The sequence below is a fragment of the Labrenzia sp. VG12 genome (assembly GCF_002237595.1).
In the GTDB taxonomy this organism is placed as follows: domain Bacteria; phylum Pseudomonadota; class Alphaproteobacteria; order Rhizobiales; family Stappiaceae; genus Roseibium.
Genome location: NZ_CP022529.1, coordinates 302860 through 324494, shown reverse-complemented (window position 1 = coordinate 324494; position 21635 = coordinate 302860). Strand labels below are relative to the sequence as shown.

Sequence of the window (21635 nt, the reverse complement as noted above, 5' to 3'; positions counted from 1 at the left end):
TCCTCCCGAGAATTCGCGCGTTTTATTTGGTTCTTCAGGCTGCGTTCACATCACCGCGCCGATCTGCCACGGCACGAACTCCACGCCGCCAAAACCGAGTTCCTCGCTCCTGGACTTTTCCCCGGACGCGACTGCGACGATCTTTTCAAAGATCTCGGTGCCCTTGGCTTCCAGGCTGACGTTCTCCGAAACGATATCGCCGCAATTGATGTCCATGTCCTCCGACATGCGGGCGTACATCTCGCTGTTGGTTGCCAGCTTGATGCAGGGCGTCGGCATGTAGCCGGAGACGGATCCTCGCCCCGTGGTAAAGACGATGATGTTGGCACCGGACGCAATCTGACCGGTGACTGAGCAGGGATCGAAACCGGGGCTGTCCATGAAAACGAACCCCTTCTTGTCGATGAATTCGCCGAACTTGTAGACATCCGTCAGGGGCGCCGAGCCACCTTTTGCGGCCGCACCGAGCGACTTCTCCAAAATGGTGGTAAGTCCGCCGCGCTTGTTTCCAGGAGACGGATTGTTGTCCATCTCGCCGCCATTTCGGGCGGTGTAATCTTCCCACCACCGCACCCGCTCGATCAGCTTCTGACCAACTTCGACGGACACGGCCCGGCGCGTCAGAAGATGTTCGGCGCCATAAATCTCGGAGGTTTCCGACAGGATGGTCGTGCCGCCATGGCGCACCAGCAGATCGGACGCGATGCCCAGCGCCGGATTGGCGGTGATACCGGAATACCCGTCAGAACCGCCACATTGCATGCCAACCGTGATTTCAGAGACCGGAACCGGCACACGCTCGGCCTTGTTGGCCATGGCCGCCAGTTCAAGCAATTCGCGCAGGCCCGCCTCGATTGTCTTGCGTGTGCCACCCGTCTGCTGGATGGTCATGTAGCGCAGATCCCCGCCGGGCCGGATCTTCCGATCGCCGACCAGATCGGCGATCTGCATCACCTCACAGCCGAGGCCAATCAACAGGATCGCGGCGAAGTTCGGGTGCTGTGCATAGCCGGACAGCGTCCGGAACAGCGTTGCATAGCCTTCATCCTTTGCCGACATGCCGCAGCCGGTGCCATGGACGATCGGAACGATGCCGTCGACATTGGGATAAGCGTCCAGCAGCCCGGATTTTTCCGCGGCTTCCGCGATGAATTTTGCGACAGAGCCCGAACAGTTCACCGACGTCAGGATGCCGATATAGTTGCGTGTCCCCGCCTTCCCGTCCGAGCGGCGATAGCCCATGAAGGTCCGCTCCTGCGTGATCGGCGCAAGCGGGTACGAGGCTTCGGCGTGCTGGTAGTCCTGGCTGTGATCGCCCATGCCCAGATTGTGGACATGCACATGCTCGCCAGGTCGGATATCCGCCTTTGCATGACCGATGATCTGGCCATAGCGAATCACTTTTTCGCCGGAGGCGATGGGGTTTCGTGCAATCTTGTGGCCGCGCTGGATCTGGTTCGTGAGGGGCACATCGACAAAGGCCGCATGCTTCCCCGCCCCAATATCCTCCAGGGCGATGACGACGTTATCATCGGCATTCAGAAGGATGGAATTTGCATGAGGCTGCAGCACGAATGTCTCTCCCACGTCGGCGCAGATATGGTTTTGTCGAGCGCCGAATTGACCCGACGATAAACTTGACAGGACAACTGTGTCAACTAACATGTTAGCATTCTAATCGAGATAATCATGTCCCTGAGCAACGAACAAGATTTTCCGGACATCACCCTGCCGGACATCAGCAAACTCTCCGGATCGCTGGCCCAGCGTGTCTACGAGGCCCTGCGCATGGCGATCCTGGCCATGGACCTGCCACCGGGCACCCCCTTGAAAAAACAGGCAATTTGCGAACAGCTCGGCGTGTCCCGCTCGCCTGTCACCGAAGCGATCACCAAGCTCGCGAACGAGGGGCTGGTGGAGGTGATCCCGCAATCCGGATCGCGGGTCACACGATTTTCCCTGTCGGAAATTCGCGAAGGCGCCTTTCTCCGCGAAGCAATCGAGCTCGCCGCCGTTGCCAAGGTCGCCGCCGAACGCACGGAAGATCAGCTCGCCGAGCTGACCCGCAATCTCCGACTTCAGGCGCTTTGCCTGGAGGACCACGACGAGGCCGGGTTCTATGCCGAGGACGAACGCATGCACGAACTCATCTTTGCGTTCACCGGCTATCCGCGACTGAACGCAATCGCGGCAACCGGCTGGGTCCAGGTCAACCGGGCCAGACAACTGCTCCTGCCACTGCGCGGCCGGGCCTACGAAGCCTATGAGGAGCACCGTCAGATCATCGAGGCGATCCGCCGGCAGGACGCGGATGCCGCCCGAAAGGCAATGGAAAAACACTTGAGCGAACTGGTCACCCGCCTGGAGCCGCTCGCCAAGGAACGGCCGGATCTGTTCACCTGAACAGGCTGGTGCACGAGGAAAGCCCCTGGTCCTTGCAGCCAGGGCCAAAATGACTGGGAGGAAGCCATGACAGCTTTGGCAATTCGGCCGCTCAACGCAAGAACGGCGCGCAGGATAGACCTGACGGTCATGGGATTTGGCGGCGCCCCGCTCGGCAACCTGTATCGGAAAGTCTCCGAGGAAGACGCCCAGGCGGCCCTGCAAGCCGCCTTTGACAACGGGATCCGGTATTTCGACACGGCTCCGCAATATGGTCTTGGCCGCTCCGAACTGCGGTTTGGCGAGGCGATCAGGCGGTTTGGCCGGGAAAACATCGAACTATCCACCAAGATCGGCCGGCTCCTGCTAGATTGTGCGCCCGAAGAGGTGACGCCGGAAGCCTTTGTGGACGTGCCGCAGAAGCGCATCCAGTTCGACTACAGCTATGACGGCGTCATGCGCAGTTACGAGGCCAGCAAGGAACGTCTTCAGGTGGACGCTGCGGACATCCTGTTGGTGCACGATGTCTGTGTCTTTTCACAAGGCTCGCAGGAAGCCAGTGACAGGCGCGTGCGCGAACTTTTCGACGATGGCGGTTACCGCGCCCTGACCGAGTTGAAAGAAGCCGGGGCAATCGCTGCCATCGGCGCTGGGGTGAACGAGTGGCAGGTTTGCCAGAAGCTTCTGGAAGAAGCGGATTTCGACTGTTTCCTGCTTGCCGGACGCTACACGCTTCTAGAGCAGGACGCCCTGGAAACCTTCCTGCCGCTCTGCGAAAAACGCGATGTCGGCATCGTTCTGGGCGGCCCCTACAATTCAGGCATTCTGGCAACGGGTGCCGTCGCCGGCGCCAAGTACAATTACGCCGATGCACCACCGGACATTCTGGAACGCGTCCGGAAGATCGAGCGTGTCTGTAACGCACATCGCGTTCCGCTGATTGCGGCCGCCCTGCAATTTGTCCTTGGCCATCAGAGCGTCAAGACAGTCATCCCCGGTGCGGTCAACGCAGCCGAGGTCGACGCCAATATCGCACTTTTGAAGCAGGAGATCCCCTTCTCCTTCTGGTCCGACCTCAGATCGGAAGGCCTGATCCGGCCGGATGCGCCCTTACCTGGAGAAGTCAGCCATGCTGCGTAACCTGCCGCAAATTCTCAGCCCCTCTCTCCTCTACACGCTCCGGGCCATGGGCCACGGCGACCGGATTGCCCTTGTGGACGGCAATTTTCCGGCCGAGAGTTCCGGGCCGGACTGTCTCCGGCTCGACGGCATTTCCGCAACGGATGTTCTAAAGGCCGTACTTCAGGTCATGCCTCTCGACACCTTTGTGACCGCTCCTGCGATCACCATGCAGGTGGTTGGCGATCCGGAGGCCGTTCCCGACATCGTCGCCGAGTTCCAGTCGATCATCGACCAGGTCGCCGACCATCCGGCAAAGATTTCCACGCTCGAACGGCATGCCTTTTACGAGGCTGCGTCCGGCGCCTTTGCCGTTGTCCAGACCGGGGAACAGCGCCTTTATGGCAACATTCTCCTGACCAAGGGCATCATTGCGCCATGAGACTGGATGCCCATCAGCATTTCTGGGACATTGCGCGAGGCGACTACGGGTGGCTGACACCGGACGTCGGACCGATCTACCGGAACTACCACCCGGAGGATCTGAAACCTCACCTTGTCCGGCACCAGATCGACGGTACGATCCTCGTCCAGGCGGCTCCGACCGTCGCTGAGACCCGCTACATGCTCAGCCTCGCGGACGACAATGATTTCATCAAGGGTGTGGTCGGCTGGGCCGATTTCGAGGCGCCGGATGCGCCGGAGCAGATCGCGGTGCTGGCCCAGAACCCGAAACTCGTTGGCCTGAGGCCGATGATACAGGACATCCATGATCCGGACTGGATGCTGGAACCCGGTCTCAGCCCTGCCTACCGTGCAATGATCGCGCACGATCTTGTCTTTGACGCGCTCACCCTTCCAAGGCACCTCAGGAACCTTCGCCGTCTTGCCGACCGGCACCCGGACCTGCCCATGGTGATCGATCACGGCTCCAAGCCGGAGATCGCCCCGGGCCTGTTCGATGACTGGTCCGAAGACATGGCCGTTTTGGCTGCCGAAACATCAGCCTTCTGCAAGCTCTCCGGTCTGGTGACCGAGGCCGGCAACAGCTGGACCTTCGACACCTTGCGCCCCTATGTCGATCACCTTCTGGAGATCTTCGGACCGGATCGCCTCATCTGGGGCTCCGACTGGCCGGTCTGCACCCTTGCCTGCTCCTATGAGGATTGGATAGAGATCAGCGCCGAGCTGCTGAAGGACCTCGGTGAAACGGAACGGCAGGCGGTTCTGGGCGGAAATGCCGAGAAGCTGTATCTGTAGCCGCGTCGGCCGCCCCCCTGACCCCAAGAGGTGACTGCAAGCCGCTCTCTGGCAAACTGCGATCGCCCTTCCGCTTGTCATCCCACGTTGCGTGCGGACACGTCCGCTTAAACCCGCCGTCCCGGCGTCAGCCCATTCACCTTCTCGATAATCGAGGCCGCATCGATGCCGAAATGACGGTAGAGATCGCCGATTGTGCCGGTCTGGCCGAAATGCTCGACGCCCAGCGGGATGGTCTGGTGTCCCGCCACGCCGCCGAGCCAGGCCAGCGTTGCCGGATGGCCGTCGATGACGGTGATCAGTTTGCAATGCGCCGGAAGGTCGCCGAGAAGGTGCTCGATGTGGGAGCAGGCGTTGGTATTGCCGCGCGACCGTGCACGCTGCGCTGCCGTCCAGCCGGCATTCAGCCGGTCGGCAGAAGTAACGGCAAGCACACCGACATCTCGCCGATTGCCGGCAAGCTCCCCGGCTGCCTTGATGGCCTCCGGAGCCACCACGCCCTGATAGGCAATGACGACTTCGCAGTTCGGCCCGGGCTTGCGCAGCCAGTAGGCCCCGTCAATGGCACCCTGGCGGAAATCCTCGTCGGCCCGCTTGACCGGCTGTTCGATGGGATTGGTCGAGAGGCGCAGATATACGGAGCCACCCGTTTCGTCCCGCAGCCAGGTGCGTTCGTCCGGATCCCCTCGCCGTCGCGCTGAAGATAGTCAAAAGCCCATTCCATGATGACCGCCAGCTCGTCGGCAAAGGCGGGTTCGAATGCGGCAAGGCCGTCCTGGCTCATGCCGATCAACGGCGTGCCGATGGACTGGTGCGCCCCGCCTTCCGGCGCCAGCGTGACGCCGGACGGCGTGCCGACAATCATGAAGCGGGCGTCCTGGTAACAGGCATAGTTGAGTGCATCGAGACCGCGGCAGACGAAGGGATCGTAAACCGTGCCGATGGGAATGAGCCGTTTGCCGAACAGCGAATGGGACAACCCCGCCGCGCCGAGCAGGAGAAACAGGTTCATTTCGGCAATGCCAAGCTCGATGTGCTGCCCTTCGGGCGTGAACTCCCATTTGGCCGTGGACGGAATCCGGTGCTCGATAAAGGCATCCGCCATGGCGGTGCGGGCAAAGAGCTTGCGCCGGTTGACCCAGGGACCGAGATTGGTGGTGCCGGTCACGTCCGGCGACGTGGTGACGATCCGTTCGGCCAGCTTGCTGTCGCCCTTTGAGAGGTCGTCCAGCACCTTGCCAAAGGACATCTGGGTGGAGAGGTCCCGGTCGGAGCTGAGCTCTATGGACGGCACACTGATCTTGTCGGCCGCGTAACGACGGCGCCCCTTGGCAAAAAACGGCACCTCGTCCAGAAAGGCCTTCAGCCCGGCAACGTCACGAACGGTGGCAAACGGCTCCCATTCGTCGCCTTCTGCTACGCCCATATGCTGTTGCCACTCGGTCATCTGGGCCTTGTTCATCAGCCCGCCGTGATTGTCCTTGTGACCGGCGATCGGCGTGCCCCAGCCCTTGATCGTATAGGCCAGGAAACAGGTCGGCCTGTCGTGGTCAATCGCCGCAAAGGCCTCGGCCATCGTCTCGGTGCAGTTGCCGCCAAGGTTTTCCATGAGGTCGGCCAGTTCCTGATCGGAGCGGCGGTCGATCAGCGCAGTCACGTCGCCCTGGTCACCGAGATCATCCATCAGACGTTTGCGCCAGACCGCGCCGCCCATGAAAGTCAGGGCCGAATATTCCTGATTGGAACAGTCGTCGATCCATTGGCGGAGCCTGTCTCCGCCCGGTTCGGCGAAGGCGGCCCGCTGCAGGGCGCCGTATTTGACCCGGACAACCTCCCAGCCGAAGGCATCGAAGATTTTCTCCACCCGGTCGAACAGGCCTTCGCGGACGATGCCGTCGAGCGACTGGCGGTTATAGTCGATGATCCACCAGCAATTCCGGAGATCGTTCTTCCAGCCCTCCTGCAGGGCTTCATAAACATTGCCCTCGTCCAGCTCCGCATCCCCGACAAGCGCGATCATGCGACCGAGAGGCCCCTCACCCGACCAGGATTTTGCCGCGATATAGTCCTGGATCAGCGATGCGAAGGAGGTGATTGCAACGCCCAGGCCAACCGAGCCGGTGGAAAAATCGACATCGTCGATGTCCTTGGTGCGCGACGGATAGGACTGGACGCCGCCGAGCCCACGGAAGTTTTCCATCTTCTCGCGTGTCTGGTTGCCCATCAGATACTGGATCGCGTGGAAGATCGGCGAGGCATGGGGTTTGACCGCCACCCGGTCTTCCGGTTTGAGCACGGAAAAATAGAGAGCGGTCATGATCGACACCATCGAGGCTGAACTGGCCTGGTGCCCGCCGATCTTGATGCCACCCTCCTTGGGACGGATGTGATTGGCGTGGTGGATCATCCAGTGCGACAGCCACAACAGCCGCTGCTCTATGGTTTTCAGGTGTTCAGTGCTCATGCCCATGTTCCGCTGCATCCGGTTTCTGGCTTCAATCTAACGTCCGGCCTGAGCCGGTTTCTTGCAATTCGATAGCCACTTCAGCTAGTTTCTGGTGAACTTCATTATCAGAAGGCCAAATCTTGGTGATTTCCGACGCACTCGACACGTTTGATATCCAGATCCTGCGTGAATTGCGCCAGGATGGCCGGATCTCGATTCAGGATCTCTCCGAACGGGTCGGCCTAAGCGCCACGCCCGTTGCCCGCCGGCTGCGTCAGCTGGAGGACCGGGGCATCATCACCGGCTATTGCGCACTGATCGACGAGGTCAAGCTCGGTTATGAAGTGTCGGTTTTCGTCTCGGTGCAGCTCGACAAGCAGATCGATGTCACGCTGGACCAGTTCGAAGCCGCGATCCAGGCCTTTCCGGAAGTGGTCGACTGCTGGCTGATGACCGGCAATCGCGACTACCTCTTGCGCGTTGCCACGACGGGCCTCGCCGCCTTCGAGACATTCCTGACCGGCAAGCTCACCAAGGTTCAGGGCGTTGCCAATATCGAGAGCTCCATCCCGCTGCGCCGGGTGAAATCCGGTGTCGCCAGGACACCGTGACCACCGGCTTCCCTCCCCACGGCCTCACAGTTTCCCGCCCCACGCCGTCATTCTGAGGAGCGGGCTTGCTCGCGTCTCGGAGGATGGACGGCAAACTCGCGTTTGCGGCCCGTCCTTCGAGACGCCGCTTTGAAGTGAGGCTTGCTTCTTGGCTGGTTAAGCCGCCGCGGCCGCTTCACCTTCCGGCAGGGCCTGTGCCAGATCCGCCAGGATGTCCTCAACCTCTTCCAGTCCCACCGACAGGCGCACCAGACCGTCGCTGATGCCATGGGCGGCGCGCTCTTCGGGCGTATAGGTGGAATGGGTCATGGAAGCCGGATGCTGGATCAGCGTCTCGGCATCTCCCAGCGAAACGGCCCGCTGGATCATCTCCAGGGCGTTCATCATCGAGATACCGGCTTCCAGTCCACCCTTCAGTTCAAAGGCGATCATGCCGCCGGGCTGAGCCATCTGACGTTTGGCGAGTTGGTGCTGCTCGAAACTCTCAAGCCCCGGGAAATAAACCTTAGAAACCGCCGGGTGTGCTTCCAGCCATTCAGCGACCTGTCCGGCCGAGGAACAATGCCTGTCCATGCGCAGGGCCAGCGTTTTCAGTCCGCGCAGGATCAGAAGGGCGTTGAAGGGAGCCATCACCGCACCGGTCATGTCCTTCATGCCGACAAGGCGGATCTCCTGGATCTGCTCGGCGCTGCCGGCCACGAGGCCGGCAACCACATCGCCATGACCGCCGAGATACTTGGTGGCCGAATGCAGAACGATGTCGGCACCCATCTCGATCGGGCGTGTCAGATAGGGTGTCGCGTAGGTGTTGTCGACGATCACCGTTGCGCCCGCTTCATGCGCGATGGCAGCGATATGCTCAATGTCGACGAGGCGCATGTTGGGATTGGCCGGTGTTTCGAAATAGACCACGCGCGTCTTGTCGGAGATCGCGCCGCGCAGGTTCTCCGGATCGGTCATGTCCACATGTGTGATGGTGATCCCGAACTTGGTAAGACCGTGACGCATGAAGGCGAAGGTGCAGCCATAAAGCGTCTCGTCGACGATGATCTCGTCGCCCGGCGCAACCAGCGTCCAGAGCGTTGCGGTGATGGCACCCATGCCGGATGACAGCGCCAGACCGGCCTCCGCGCCTTCCAGATCGGCGATGCGCTGTTCCAGGAGATCCAGCGTCGGGTTGGAGATGCGGCTGTAGATATGGCCCGGGCGCTCGCCTGCAAACATCTCGCCACCGGCTTCCGCACTTTCGAACACGAAGGTGGAACTCAAGTGAAGCGGCGGCGTGAGCGATGCATCATTGTCCATCGGCTTGTAGGCGTGATGGATGGCGCGGCTGGCAAAACCCTTATAGGCACTCATGGCTGTCTCCCAAATCTCGATCTTGGCAGTATGTCGAAATTTCGAGAGCAGTAGATTTCAATTCATGCCTCAGATAAGCTTCTGATTAGCAGAATCTGCCAAAAAGAGAGAAAATGGACAGCAAGGACCGCCAGATCATCCGCGCGCTGCAGCGCGACGGCCGCATGACAAACCAGGACCTTGCCGACGAGGTGAACCTGTCGCCGTCCCCGTGCCTGCGCCGGCTGCGCAATCTCGAGGCCTCGGGTGCCATCAAGGGTTTTTCTGTCGATGTCGACCCTGCCGTCTACGGACTACCGATCACCGTGTTTGTGCGGATCCGGCTGGAACGTCACAACGAAGAAGACGTGCAGAGGTTCGAACGCCAGGTTCAGACCATCCCGGAAATCCTGGAGTGCCATGTCCTGACCGGTGCAATGGACTATCAGTTGCGGGTCGTCGTCTCCGATCTCGACGCTTATGAGACCTTCATCCGGACAAGGATCCACCCGATCGGCGGCATCGCTTCCATCGACACGAGTTTTGTCTATGGCACGGTCAAGAAAACGGCCGTGTTTCCCAAACTCTCCTGAACAGCTCAGCCCGCTTGAGCCGACCATCGATGTGTTTGTGCAAACGGCGGCCAGGAAGGGCGACCCGCGTCAGACGCTGAAAAGACATCCCGGACCCGAGCAGACTGGGGGCGCCTTAAGAGGACGACGGACTGGATATTGGTCCAGATTTAACCGGCCCGAATTCGTCTTTGAAACATCATCTTGTAAGGAAGAGTGGCGGAGAGGAAGTCCGCCTAGATTCAAGTCTCAATCTCGATCAATCGATTTCACGCACTATGATTATATCGTTATATTTGAATAACTAATTGACCTTCTGTGTTTCCTATTCGTATCTATGTCTATCATCATGAGGCAGCAAATATCACGCTTTGTGATGGTCTAGATGATGGGCCAAGTTGTTTCGGCCATGACGCGTTGGGGGACAGGCGATTGCTGACAGATGCCAAAGCCAGGAAGGTCAAGCCTGGCGACAAGCCGGTTTCGGATGGGACTGTTCAAGGGCTCTATCTCTTTCCCGGAAAGTCAGTCGGCAAGGCAAAGTGGGTGTTCCGGTTCGTATCACCGGAAACCGGCAAGCGTCGCGATATGGGGTTTGGGAGTTATCCGTCCGTCCCGCTTAAGGAAGCTCGAGACAAAGGCCTTCAAGCGCGGCGGTTGTTGGAGAACGGAAAAGACCCGCTGAATGAACGACAGAGGTGTCTGGAAAACGAGCAGCACAAAATGTCACTGCCGACCTTTGCCGAGGCTGCGCGCAAGGTTCACGAGGACCTGAAGGCGGGATTTCGAAATGAAAAACACTCCAACCAGTGGATCAACACACTGGAGCAATACGTGTTTCCGTCGATCGGCAGCATCCAGGTATCCAACCTGTCCCCCGCGGATTTCGCAGGTGCATTGAAACCGATCTGGCTGGAAAAGCCGGAAACAGCTTCACGTGTCAAACAGCGTTGCGATGCCGTGATGAACTGGTGTGCTGCGCATGGTTACATCATGGCAAGCCCCGTTGGTGTCGTCAGCCAGTTGCTGCCCAAGCAGCCCGGCAAGCGCGAGCGGGTTGCCAACCAGCCCGCTGTCCCTTGGCGCGATGTGCCGGCTTTTGTGCAGCGCGTCTTGCGCTCTGGCCACCAGACACGCTCCAAGCTCATGCTGGAAATTCTTATTCTAACGGCCGCCCGTTCCGGTGAAGTCAGGCTGATGGAATGGCCGGAGTTGGATTTGGAAAAAGGTATCTGGACCCTGCCCGCCCAGCGCATGAAGGCAAATGTCGCGCATCGTGTGCCGTTGTCACCCTACTTGATCGAGCTCTTCGAGAACCTGCAGGAGGAAGCCGACCTGGATGTGACGGAGCTGGTTTTTCCCTCGCGCAACAACACCCCGGTCAGCGACATGACGCTGACCAAGTGTCTGCGCGATCACAAGGTTGCCAGCGACACGCCAGGGCGCGTTGCTACGGCGCACGGGTTTCGCTCAAGCTTTCGGGACTGGGCATCTGAAAGCGGCTACCCGCGGGATATGGCGGAAAGAGCCCTTGCACACACGATCAGGAATGCGACCGAGGCCGCCTATCACCGGACTGACTTATTGGAACAACGACGGGACATGATGCTGGCTTGGGGAAAATGGGTTCACAAGTCGAGCGAAGACTTCGAGTGAGGGGACGCTGGCTGTCGCAGCTTCAATCCTACATTCGACCGCACGGCTCGAGCATCTTTCCAAAGTATCAATCGTAACGAACCCGTACTCGTAGATTGCTCGTAGTGCGGCAGGGGGGCCATGCATGATCGCCGTCAAAAAAATTGTGCCGTGGCCCGGCAGGTGTTCAAGCGCCCGCATCATGGCCGCCCCACAGGCACAGATCCCTTACCTGACCGGTCGCACCCGGCCGACATGGCGGCAGTCGTCTTGCTGCGGCGGGAGTGGAAGACGGAAGACCAAACAAGGGGGCGCAACACCGACGACGTTGGCCTCGCGTGCCAAGGCGCTGTCGCATGCGCTGCGCGAGATCCCAAAATTCAATGCTTCGCTAAGCAGCGACGGCAAGACGCTGTTTCCGAAAGATTATGTGCATATCGGGATTGCCTTTGACACGGCGCACGGCCTGATGGTGCCCGTGATCCGGGATGTCGACAGGAAAGGCCTCTGGCAGATTGCGGCCGAAATCGCGGATCTCGCTACCAGGGCCCAGAACCGCAAGATCCGCCCGGACGAGATGGGCGGCGCTTCCATGACCATCTCCAGCCTGGGTGGCATCGGCGGCACGGCCTTCACGCCGATCGTCAATCCGCCGGAAGTCGCCATTCTCGGCATCACGCGTTCGGAAATGGTGCCGGTCTGGGGCGGCGAGGCGTTTCAGCCTGTACAGATGGTGCCGCTGGATCTCAGCTACGACCATCGTGTGATCAACGGCGCTGATGCGGCACGGTTCTTGAGGTGCTTTGCCGATCTTCTGGCAGATCCTTGGCGGATGCTGATTTGAAGTGGCAAGCTTGCAAGCATTGACGTGCGTCTGACCCTGTTCCCGACAGACGGTTTAGGCCTGTCGGGTCGGTCGCGTTCATGTGCATACACCAATGGGGAAACTCAACGACTTCTATGAGTTGGTTGCCGCGACCACGATGATCTCGACAGTGTAATCCAGAGTGGCGAGTTTGGATTCGCCACAGGCGCGCGCCGGAGGATTGGCAGGATCAACCCAGGCATCCCACACCTCGTTCATTGCTGCAAAATCATCCATACTGGCCAGCCAGATGGTCGCCTGCAAAATGCGCGACGTGTCGCTCCCGGCTTCGCTCAGCAGCTTTTCAATCTTCTGCAAGATTACCTTCGTCTGATCGGCGGCGCTGTCTCCCGGATTGCCGACCTGGCCGGCAAGATAGACGACGCCGTTGTGAATGACGGCCTGGCTCATACGCGGGCCGCTGTCGAGCCGTTTGATATCGGACATGATTTTTTCCTTGTGCTGGATAGGACTGCGGCTCAGGCGAGACGCGCCGGGTTGAGTGCCGTAACGACTTCGGCGGAGAGTTCAGACGGCAGGTTCAGGCAGAGATCTGCCGTGAGCCTTGACAGGGCCGGAGCCGTTTGCACGCCGTATCCGCCCTGACCGGCAAGCCAGAAAAAGCCTTCCGCATCAGAGGCAAAACCGACAACGGGTGTCCGGTCGGAAACAAAGCTTCGAAGGCCCGCCCAGTTACGCTCCACGCGCGTGACCGGCATGGTGACGGCTTGTTCGAAACGGTAAAGCCCTTCGGCGAGCACCATGTCGTCGGCCCAGGCATCATGCGGGTCGACGGGATCTTCATCGGCGGGCGAAACCATGAATTTGCCAGCGTCTGGCTTGGCGTACCAGCTTTCAGATGCGCTGGCGACCAGCGGCCAGCCGGTGATGTCCACGTCCTCGGGGGCGGTACAATGGCGGCCGAACGCCGCATCGGCACAAGACCAACTTTCCTGACCTGTGCAAGGGCGGCAATTTCGTCGGCCCAGGCGCCAGCCGCGTTGATCAGGACCGGTGCTTCAAAGGCACCTTTGGGTGTTTCCACACGCCAAGTGCCGGCATATCGGGTGATGCGCTGCGCTGGCGCGTCCAGAACGAATTGCGCTCCGTGTCGGCGGGCCAGCCGGGCAAATCCCTGCAGCAACCGGTCTACGTCAATGTCCCGGGCATCCCGCTCGATTGCAGCGGCGGCGATGCTGTCCTTGCGCAAAAGCGGAAACAGCTCGACCGCCTCATCGGCGGTCAATGTCTCCATGCCTTCGGCGCCGTCGAGATAGATCCTGAAGGCGTCCAGTTCGTCCTCGGTCGCGATCAGCATCTCACCTCGCGGCGACAGCAGGCTGTCATCGGAAATGCCTTCGGGACTGGCCAGGACCGGCTCGGACGCCGCGTTCAGGGCCCTCAGCGTCCGGTTGCCGTAGTTGCGTATAAAGATCGCTGCAGACCGGCCGGTGGCGTGGCGGCCGAGCGTATCTTCCATTTCCAGAACGGTGACGCTTGCCTCGGGCGCCAGACGCGCTGCCGCGCCGGCTCCGGCCATGCCGCCGCCGATGATCAGGAAATCCGATGTTTCGATCATGCGTCCTGGAATCCTTTCAGGAAGCTGGTGAGGTTCTGGCCAAGCTCCTCGGACAGGTAGCCGCCTTCCTGGACCAGCAAGGTCGGCAGGCCGAGGCGTGCGATCGCTGTTCCGATGCGACTGAAACCCGGCGTGGTAATCGCAAGGCCTTTGAGCGGATCCTTTTCATAGGCGTCCAGGCCGAGCGCCACAATCAGAACATCCGCGCCGAAAGCGCGAATGTGGTCAAAGGCGGTCTCAAGGGTTTTCAGGTAGTCGTCATCTCCGGTGCCACGGGCCAGCGGAAGATTGAGATTGCAGCCCCTGCCCTGCCCTTCGCCGCGCTCGTGGCCATGCCCCCAGAAGAACGGATAAAAGCGCACCGGGTCGGCATGGATCGACAGGGTCAGAACGTCCCCCCGCTCGTAGAAGATGCCCTGTGTGCCGTTGCCGTGATGGACATCCACGTCCAGGATCGCCGGCCGTTTGCCGGCCTTGAGCAGTCGCTCCGCCGCTATGCCGGAGTTGTTCAGGAAACAGAAGCCGCCGGCGAGATCTCCGAAAGCGTGATGCCCGGGCGGGCGCGACAGCACGTAAGCGGCCTGCGTCCCGCCCGCCAGAAGATCGGCCCCGTGCACCGCACTTTGTGCCGACCAGTACGCGGCTTCCCAGGTGCCTGCGGCAATCGGGCAGCTGGTGTCGGCCTGATGAAAGCCGGCCTGCCCCACCGCCGAACGCGGATAGCTGGCCGTGCGCCGGTCCGGGTGAATGTTCGGGATGACCTCGTCCGAGGCGCCCTCGATGCGCGACCAGCGCTGGTGGATGGTCTGCAGAAACACCAGATATTCCGCCGAATGCAGCGCCGCGATCGGCCCAAGGCCCGCATCTTCGGGCGCTTCAAAGCTGCAGCCAGCGGCCTCGGCCCCGGATTTCAGCACCTCGATGCGCCGGGGCTGTTCCGGGTTGGCAAGGCGCGTGCCGTTGGCCATGAAGTGTTTTGGATCATGCGTCCACTGGCGCTCGTCGAATACCGCTTTCATGGGCGTTTCCTCAAGTTGTCGAGCGGTTCCCCCTTCAGGTCGAGTACGGTCTCTTCCTGCCGGGCCTCAAAGCCGAGGCGCTCATAGAACCGGCGCGCGTCCGGATTGTCGTGGTAGACGGCAAGTCTCAGGAAGGTGACCGTCCAATCCTCTGGTGCGAGGTCAGGGGCCGCCGCCAGAAGCCGCGGACCCAGCCCGGCGCCTCGTGCCTGTTCGGCCACCCAGAGATCGGAGACGTAGAGCCCCGCCCCGCCGCGCGTCGTCGAGAAAATCGGCGAGGCCAGCAGAGCACCGACGGTGATTTCCTGCCGTGTGGCCAGCAGGGCGAAGAAGGTAGGAGCAGCGCCAAAGCCGTGCTGCTTCAGCATGTCCAGGCTGGTCGCATGGACGTCGCCCATGTCCCGTGACAACTGACTGAGGGCAAAATGCAGACGATCCGCGTCGCCGCGTTCCGCCCGCCTGATCCGGATGTCGCTCATGATCAGAATGCCGTCCCGTCGGCGCCCTTGAGACCGAGCATCGCCCTCGCCTCGTCCGGTGTCGCGACCGTGCGGCCGAGTTCCTCGACAATCCGCCGGATCTTGGCAACCTGTTCGGCATTCGAGCGGGCCAGCGCGCCCCGGCCGATAAACAGATTGTCCTCAAGCCCGACCCGCACATGTCCTCCCATCCCCGCTGCCATTGTGGCGAACGGGATCTGCTGACGTCCGGCCGCGAGCACCGAGAACAGATAGTCTTCCCCGAAAAGCTTGTCAGCCATGCGTTTCATATGCTGGAGGTTTTCCGGATCGGCGCCGATACCGCCCAGCACGCCGAAAACGAACTGGATGAAGTAGGGCGCCTTGACGAGACCGCGGTCTGCAAAATGGCGCAGCATGTAGAGATGGCTGACGTCATAGCACTCAAACTCGAACCGCGCACCGCGTTCCTGGCCCATGCTGACCAGCACCTGCGCGATGTCGCGAGGCGTGTTCTTGAAGACGAGATCGTCGGAATTTTCCAGGAACGGTTTTTCCCATTCGTGCTGCCAGCTGTCATAGCGGCTTGCGAGCGGATAGAGCGCGAAGTTCATCGTACCCATGTTGAGCGAGCACATTTCCGGTTCGGCGGCGAGCGGGCCTTCCAGGCGTTGGTCCAGCGTCATCACCGCACTGCCGCCCGTCGTGAGGTTCAGCACCGCGTCGCAGCCAGCCTTGATCTCCGGCAGGAAGGCCATGAAATCCTTTGCACTCGCCGACGGCTGGCCGGTCTCCGGGTTGCGGGCATGCAGATGCAGGATGGCAGCGCCTGCCTCGGCCGCGCCGACGGACTGGCCGGTGATTTCCGCAGCTGTAACCGGCAGGTGCGGCGACATGGTGGGTGTGTGAATCGACCCTGTGATCGCACAGGTGATGATGATCTTGTCTGTCATGTTGGTCTAACCGGCTTGGGCACGCTGCCCGGAAATCCTGTCGAGAAGCTGGCGCAGGGACCTGTCGAGCCCCTCGATGATCTCGGACACATGGTCGGCATTGGAAATCATTGGCGGAGCGATCAGGAAATGATCGCCGCTGTAACCACCCCGTGTCCGCCTGGAATAGATGATCAGGCCGTTGTCATAGGCCATGTCGACCAGCAGGTTGAAGGCATTCAGTTCCTTGGGGAGCGGCCGCATGGACACCCGGTCGTCGACCAGCTCGAACGCGAGAAGAAGGCCTTCGCCGCGAACGTCGCCAATGATGGAAAATCGCTCCATCAGCTCTTCCAGCCCGGTCTTGAGCAGAGCCCCCGTCGCAGCCGCATTGGCACACAGGTTTTCGCGCTCGATCTCCTCCAGAACCGCAAGTCCGGCCGCACAGGCCAGCGGATTGCCGGCATAGGTGAACCCGTGCAGGAAACCGCCCGCATCCAGCACATTGGAAACGACATCCTTATGCGCCACCATGGCACCAAGCGGGGCATAGCCGGCGGCAAACCCCTTTGAAATCACCAGAATATCCGGCTCGACATCCCAGTGCTCGGCGGCAAAGAACTTGCCGGTGCGCCCGCCACCGGACATGACCTCGTCATGGATCAGGAGCACGCCATAGCGGCTGCAAATCTCACGGATCCGCTTCATGTAGCCCTTCGGCGGCACCAGGGCGCCGGTAGAAGCACCACCGACCGGTTCGACAATGAAGGCGAGGATTGTTTCCGGGCCTTCAGCGAGGATCTTCTCCTCCAGCATGTCGGCATAATGATGCCCGGTTGCCACGTCCTGCGGGTCGAGCCCGTCGAGATAGGCGCGCGGTGCCGGGATCTTCGGCATCGGCCGCATCATCGGTTCGAACGGAGCTGTCAGCGGCGCGTATCCGGTCAGCGCCAGGGCGCCGAGGGTACAACCGTGATAGGAGGGCTCGCGGGAAATGACTTTGGTGCGTTGCGCCTCACCGGTTGCGACCGCGTTCTGGCGCGCCAGCTTGATGGCGCTTTCCACTGCCTCCGACCCGCCGGACACAAAGAACACCTTGTCGAGGCCTGCCGGTGCGAGGCTTGCGGTTTTGGCTGCAAGCCGTTCAGCCGGTTCGGTCTCGAAATGCAGCCGGTAGCCGAAGGTCGACTTGTCCATCTGCTTGCGCATGGCGTCCAGAACACGTGCATTGGAATGGCCGATGTTGCAGACCATTGCACCGGAAGAGCCGTCCAGATAGCGCTTGCCGTCGACGTCCCACATGTAGACGCCGCGGGCCTGGTCGAGCACCGGCCGCCGTTGCCGGGTCTGGTAGAAGAGATGCGAGGATTCCGACCGGTTCATGCTGCAGCTCCCGGAAGCGCGGCGCAGTCACGCGGGCGGAAGCGCACGGAAACCGGGGCACCTTCCTGAAAGGGGTGATCGTCGATCATGTTGATGGCCTGAAGTTGATGGCCACCGACGCGCACGAAATAGCGCGCCGCCTGGCCCTGATAGTCCACCGCCTCAACGACGCCATCGAGCGCAATGCGATCATCCGGCGGCGTGGCCTTGTCAGTCAGGAACAGTTTTTCAGCGCGGATGACCAGCTGAGCCGGGCCGGCTTCACCCACATTCGGCGCCCTGTTCTTCGGCACATTGATCTGGCCGAAATCAGCCAGTTCCAGGTCCAGTCCATTGCCATTCACGGTTCTGCAGGTCGCCGGTAGAATATTGGAAATGCCGAGAAACCGTGAAACGAATTCGCTGGCGGGCGTGTTGTAGACCTCTTCCGGAGAGCCGATCTGCTCTACCCGCCCGTTGGACATGACAACGATCCGGTCGGACATGGCAAGCGCCTCGGACTGGTCGTGGGTGACGAACACAGTAGTAATGCCGATCTGGTGCTGGATGCGTTTCAGCTCCACGCGCATATCCTCGCGCAGATTGGCGTCCAGCGCCGACAGCGGTTCGTCGAGCAGGAGCACGTCCGGTTCGATCACGATCGCGCGGGCCAGCGCAATGCGCTGCTGCTGCCCGCCGGAGAGCTGTTTGGGGTAGCGGTCACTAACATGGGGGAGCTGCACCAGCTCCAGGGCGTCCTTCACCTTCTTCTCCGCATCCGCCTTCGAGATGTCCCGGTATTTGAGCCCGAAAGCGACATTCTCGGCAATCGTCTTATGCGGGAAGAGCGCATAGTTCTGGAACACCAGACCGAGATTGCGCTTGTGGATCGGCACGTCGTTGATGCGCTGCCCCTTGATCGCGATGTCGCCTTCGGAGGGGTCGATGAGGCCGGCGATCATCCTGAGGGTTGTTGTCTTGCCGCATCCTGAGGGGCCGAGCAGCGTGACAAAGCTGCCGTCGGGGATGTCCATGCTCATCCGGTGAACGGCGGTGAAGCCGCCGAACTTCTTGACGATGTTGGTGAGGGTGACTGCGCTCACGCCAATTCTCCGACTGTCGGAATGCGGGGAGGCCTGCCGCCGCGATAGCGGCAGGCTGTTCTTGTGCGTCGGGTTCAATAACCCTTCTGGATCCGGCCGAATGTCTTGGACCAGTCCGCTTCGTGGCCGTTCCAGTAGTCCGGGTTGGCGAAGGTCAGGCCGGAAAGGGTGCCGGTCGGATCGAAGGCCGGCAAGGTCGGGATCTTGTCGCCCAGATCCACCTTGTTCGGATCAAGCGCCGGCGGGTAGTTCTGGCCCTCGGCAACGGCGATGGAGGTTTCCGGCGCCAGCATGAAGTTGAGCAATTCCTCGACCTCGGCCATTGGCGAGCCCTTGATGACAAACAGGCATTCCTGCCAGCCGAAACCGTTGGGCGGGTCAATGTAACCGATGTCATGGCCCTGTTCCTGCAGCGCATAGATACGGCCGGACCAACCCTCGGTGACATAGATCTCTTCTTCGGCGAGCAGGCTCATCAGCTCGGCACCGGACTGCCAGTATTTCAGCAGAAGATCGCGATTGGTGCGTACGGCGTCCCAGACCGCGTCCATGTCCGTGGCGTTGTTCGGATCCTGACCGGTCTGGAGCGAGGCGTACCAGACACGGGTGCGCCAGTCGGACCAGCCGCCGATCTTGCCCTTGTAAGCTGCGTCGATCAGGAGCTTCGCACCCTTCTCCTTGGCTTCCTCATCGGAGATGTATTTCCGGTTATAGGCAATGCCCGTGGTGCCGTAGTCATAGGGCACGCAGGAGAGCTTGCCGTCGGTGACACCCCGGAACACGTCGGTCAGCTTCGGAATGACGTATTCAAGGTTCGGGATATTGGCCTCGTTGAGTGTCGAGTTCAGCCCGAGATTGACATAGCGTGCGTAGTCGAAGACGCCGGAAAGGTGGGCGATGTTGTATTCGCCTTCCTGGCTGGCCTTGACGCGGGAGAGGTATTCGTCACCGCCGCCGAAAGTGCCGTCGACCACCTTGACGCCGGTCTTTTCGGTGTAGGGGTCAAAGGCATATTTGCGGAAGGCTTCGGAGACGACACCGCCCCAGCCATCGAAACGGACCTCTTCGGCCGCCGCAAGAGCCTGGCGCGAAAACGGCGTCTGCACGCCATAGGCAAGACCAGCGGCGCCGATCAGCCCGAGGAATTTGCGGCGGTCGAGGTCGCCGTTGAGATAGCGTTCACGCAAGCGTTCGTAACGTTTTGTGCTGTCCATCTTTCTGTCCACTCTGGTTTGTTCGTTCAGGTTTTTCGTTTCGTCGCGCGGTTCTAACCGCCGCGCTGCATGGCCATCCGCCGGGCGATTGCCAGCCCCAGGAGCGGCAATCCGACGGTGAGGAAAATCATCACGGTGCCAAGCGCATTGATCTCCGGAGAGATGGAATTGCGCAGCATGGCGAAGATCTGGGTCGGTACGGTTTCCACACCGCCCGGTTTCCAGAACAGGGTTCCGGTGATGTCGTCGAAGCTGATGGTGAAGGCGAACAGCATGCCGGCGAAAACCGCAGGTGCCAGCAGCGGCAGCGTGATCTGGAAGAAGGTCTGCACCGGGCTGGCGCCGAGGCTGAGCGCGGCTTCCTCGTAGTCCTTGCGAATGCCGACGAGCCGTGCCTGGACCACCAGAATGACAAAGGGCAGCGTGAAGATGACATGGCCCATCAGGAGCAGGAAGAAGCTCTTGTTGATGGACAGGAAATTGAGGAACAGCAGCAGCGCGACCGCCAGCACCACTTCCGGCACCAGGATCGGCGCGATCAGAAGTGTGGAGATCAGGTTGCGGCCGGGCACGTTGTAGCGCACCAGCGCCAGGCTGGCGAGAACGCCGAGCGTCGTTGAAATCACCGCGGTCAGCGCACCGAGCACGATCGAAGTCCGGAAGGCCCTGAGGATCGCCTCGTTCTGGGCGAGTTCCACAAACCAGCGGAAGGAAAAACCGGTCATCGGGAAGCTGCCGAACTGGCTGGCGTTGAAGCTTAACAGCACGACCACGGCCACCGGCAGGAACATGAACAGGTAGACGAGCAGCGTGTAGATGCGGATCAGGTTCCAGCCCATCAGCCAAGCCCCTTCATCAGCTGCGCCATGCCGAGATAGTGGTTGTAGATCAGCACCAAAGCGCCAAGCACGGCGAGCAACATCAGCGACAGGGCGGAACCGAGCGGCCAGTTGAGCTGGGTGATGATCGCCTCAAATACGAGATTGGCGAACATGGCGTCCGTCGGACCACCAAGGACCAGCGGGGTGATATAGGTGCCCGCGCTCAAGACGAAGCAGAGAAGACCGCCGGCGGCAAGCCCCGGCAGGGACAGCGGCAGCGTGACTTCCCGAAACGCCTGCCAACGGGTGGATCCAAGGGAACAGGCGGCGTCCTCGAGAGAGACGTCGATGCCTTCGAGCGCGACATAGACATTCAGCACCATGAACGGCAGCAGAAAATGGACCAGGCCGAGGATCACGGTCGGCTCGTTGTAGAGCATCTGAACGGGCTCATCGACGATGCCGAGGTTCAGAAGAAGCCAGTTGACCGCCCCGGAAACACCCAGAATGTTGATCCAGGACATGGTGCGAATGATGTAACTGATCCAGAAGGGCAGCATCAAAAGCAGGAGCAAGAGCGCCTTGTTGCTGCGTGCCCGTGCGATGAAATAGGCCGCCGGATAGCCCATGACCGCACAGGCGATCGTGGTGATCGCCGCGATCCGCAATGTGCTGAACAGGATGTCCCGGTAAAAGGGATCGGTCAGCGCCTCGTTCCAGTTGTCGAGATAAAAGCCCGCCTGGTCGGCGCCTGTCGCGGTGCGCAGCCAGAAGGAATAAACGACGATGAAAATCAGCGGCACAAACAAAAGCAGCCCCACCGCCGTCAGTGCCGGAGACAGGAGAATCAATGGCTGTCGTCGTTCCCGCGCCTCGACGCTCATGCGCTCAACCCACCTTTTCCCTTGTCAAAACTACT

The 21635-nt window shown here is 60.8% G+C and carries 19 protein-coding genes and 2 pseudogenes; 8 read left to right on the top strand and 13 right to left on the bottom strand.

Annotated elements, in window-relative coordinates:
• Positions 1 to 45 precede the first annotated feature (45 nt).
• Positions 46 to 1572 carry a UxaA family hydrolase gene (locus CHH27_RS01495; RefSeq protein ID WP_247646178.1) on the bottom strand — a complete coding sequence of 509 codons (1527 nt, stop codon included), beginning with the start codon at positions 1570 to 1572 and terminating at the stop codon, positions 46 to 48.
• A 117-nt stretch (positions 1573 to 1689) separates the two neighbouring features.
• Between CHH27_RS01495 and CHH27_RS01490 the strand changes: the two genes are divergently transcribed.
• The 4 genes from CHH27_RS01490 to CHH27_RS01475 all read left to right on the top strand — a co-directional run bounded on the left by CHH27_RS01490 (position 1690) and on the right by CHH27_RS01475 (position 4761).
• Positions 1690 to 2403 carry a GntR family transcriptional regulator gene (locus CHH27_RS01490; protein ID WP_094069997.1) on the top strand — a complete coding sequence of 238 codons (714 nt, stop codon included), beginning with the start codon at positions 1690 to 1692 and terminating at the stop codon, positions 2401 to 2403.
• Positions 2404 to 2469: 66 nt separating this feature from the next.
• Positions 2470 to 3522 (top strand): aldo/keto reductase, encoded by a 1053-nt coding sequence (locus CHH27_RS01485; RefSeq protein ID WP_094069996.1) that lies wholly within the window; start codon positions 2470 to 2472, stop codon positions 3520 to 3522.
• Positions 3512 to 3943 (top strand): RbsD/FucU family protein, encoded by a 432-nt coding sequence (locus CHH27_RS01480; RefSeq protein WP_094069995.1) that lies wholly within the window; start codon positions 3512 to 3514, stop codon positions 3941 to 3943. Before CHH27_RS01485 ends, CHH27_RS01480 begins: the two co-directional genes overlap by 11 nt.
• A complete protein-coding gene (locus CHH27_RS01475) occupies positions 3940 to 4761 on the top strand; it encodes an amidohydrolase (RefSeq protein ID WP_094069994.1) in 822 nt (273 codons plus the stop codon). Before CHH27_RS01480 ends, CHH27_RS01475 begins: the two co-directional genes overlap by 4 nt.
• 107 nt (positions 4762 to 4868) lie before the next feature.
• Here CHH27_RS01475 and CHH27_RS01470 read toward each other — a convergent pair.
• Positions 4869 to 7225: pseudogene (locus CHH27_RS01470) on the bottom strand (1-deoxy-D-xylulose-5-phosphate synthase N-terminal domain-containing protein).
• 125 nt (positions 7226 to 7350) lie between these two features.
• Here CHH27_RS01470 and CHH27_RS01465 point away from each other — a divergent pair.
• Positions 7351 to 7818, top strand: a complete 468-nt coding sequence (locus CHH27_RS01465; protein WP_094074452.1) for an Lrp/AsnC family transcriptional regulator — start codon at positions 7351 to 7353, stop codon at positions 7816 to 7818.
• 156 nt (positions 7819 to 7974) lie between these two features.
• On the opposite strand, the gene CHH27_RS01460 is transcribed toward CHH27_RS01465, so the two are convergent.
• The gene (locus CHH27_RS01460) at positions 7975 to 9177 is read right to left on the bottom strand and encodes a methionine gamma-lyase (RefSeq protein ID WP_094069993.1); all 1203 of its coding nucleotides are present in this window, start codon (positions 9175 to 9177) and stop codon (positions 7975 to 7977) included.
• A 113-nt stretch (positions 9178 to 9290) separates the two neighbouring features.
• Here CHH27_RS01460 and CHH27_RS01455 point away from each other — a divergent pair, with 113 nt between their 5' ends.
• The 3 genes from CHH27_RS01455 (at position 9291) to CHH27_RS01445 (ending at position 12207) form a co-directional block, all read left to right on the top strand.
• Positions 9291 to 9749, top strand: a complete 459-nt coding sequence (locus CHH27_RS01455; RefSeq protein WP_094069992.1) for an Lrp/AsnC family transcriptional regulator — start codon at positions 9291 to 9293, stop codon at positions 9747 to 9749.
• Between the two features lie 396 nt (positions 9750 to 10145).
• Positions 10146 to 11384 (top strand): tyrosine-type recombinase/integrase, encoded by a 1239-nt coding sequence (locus CHH27_RS01450; protein ID WP_094069991.1) that lies wholly within the window; start codon positions 10146 to 10148, stop codon positions 11382 to 11384.
• Positions 11385 to 11691: 307 nt separating this feature from the next.
• Entirely contained in the window at positions 11692 to 12207 is a 516-nt protein-coding gene (locus CHH27_RS01445; protein ID WP_247646177.1) for a 2-oxo acid dehydrogenase subunit E2, read from the top strand.
• A gap of 114 nt (positions 12208 to 12321) precedes the next feature.
• Here CHH27_RS01445 and CHH27_RS01440 read toward each other — a convergent pair whose 3' ends face one another.
• The 10 genes and pseudogenes from CHH27_RS01440 to CHH27_RS01395 all read right to left on the bottom strand — a co-directional run bounded on the left by CHH27_RS01440 (position 12322) and on the right by CHH27_RS01395 (position 21600).
• Positions 12322 to 12675, bottom strand: coding sequence for a RidA family protein (locus tag CHH27_RS01440; protein ID WP_094069990.1), 354 nt, complete (start codon positions 12673 to 12675; stop codon positions 12322 to 12324).
• Positions 12676 to 12707: 32 nt separating this feature from the next.
• Positions 12708 to 13768: pseudogene (locus CHH27_RS01435) on the bottom strand (NAD(P)/FAD-dependent oxidoreductase).
• A gap of 35 nt (positions 13769 to 13803) precedes the next feature.
• Positions 13804 to 14826, bottom strand: a complete 1023-nt coding sequence (locus CHH27_RS01430; protein ID WP_094069989.1) for a histone deacetylase family protein — start codon at positions 14824 to 14826, stop codon at positions 13804 to 13806.
• Entirely contained in the window at positions 14823 to 15305 is a 483-nt protein-coding gene (locus tag CHH27_RS01425) for a GNAT family N-acetyltransferase (RefSeq protein ID WP_094069988.1), read from the bottom strand. Before CHH27_RS01425 ends, CHH27_RS01430 begins: the two co-directional genes overlap by 4 nt.
• 2 nt (positions 15306 to 15307) lie before the next feature.
• Positions 15308 to 16237, bottom strand: a complete 930-nt coding sequence (locus CHH27_RS01420; protein ID WP_094069987.1) for a 3-keto-5-aminohexanoate cleavage protein — start codon at positions 16235 to 16237, stop codon at positions 15308 to 15310.
• A 6-nt stretch (positions 16238 to 16243) separates the two neighbouring features.
• Positions 16244 to 17599, bottom strand: a complete 1356-nt coding sequence (locus tag CHH27_RS01415) for an aspartate aminotransferase family protein (protein ID WP_094069986.1) — start codon at positions 17597 to 17599, stop codon at positions 16244 to 16246.
• The gene (locus CHH27_RS01410; protein WP_094069985.1) at positions 17596 to 18681 is read right to left on the bottom strand and encodes an ABC transporter ATP-binding protein; all 1086 of its coding nucleotides are present in this window, start codon (positions 18679 to 18681) and stop codon (positions 17596 to 17598) included. Before CHH27_RS01410 ends, CHH27_RS01415 begins: the two co-directional genes overlap by 4 nt.
• A 74-nt stretch (positions 18682 to 18755) precedes the next feature.
• Entirely contained in the window at positions 18756 to 19895 is a 1140-nt protein-coding gene (locus CHH27_RS01405) for an extracellular solute-binding protein (RefSeq protein WP_094069984.1), read from the bottom strand.
• 53 nt (positions 19896 to 19948) lie between these two features.
• Positions 19949 to 20734: an ABC transporter permease gene (locus tag CHH27_RS01400; protein WP_094069983.1), complete on the bottom strand. Its 786-nt coding sequence runs from the start codon at positions 20732 to 20734 to the stop codon at positions 19949 to 19951.
• Positions 20734 to 21600, bottom strand: a complete 867-nt coding sequence (locus tag CHH27_RS01395) for an ABC transporter permease (RefSeq protein ID WP_094069982.1) — start codon at positions 21598 to 21600, stop codon at positions 20734 to 20736. The genes CHH27_RS01400 and CHH27_RS01395 overlap by 1 nt, the downstream gene beginning before the upstream one ends.
• Positions 21601 to 21635: the final 35 nt, after the last annotated feature.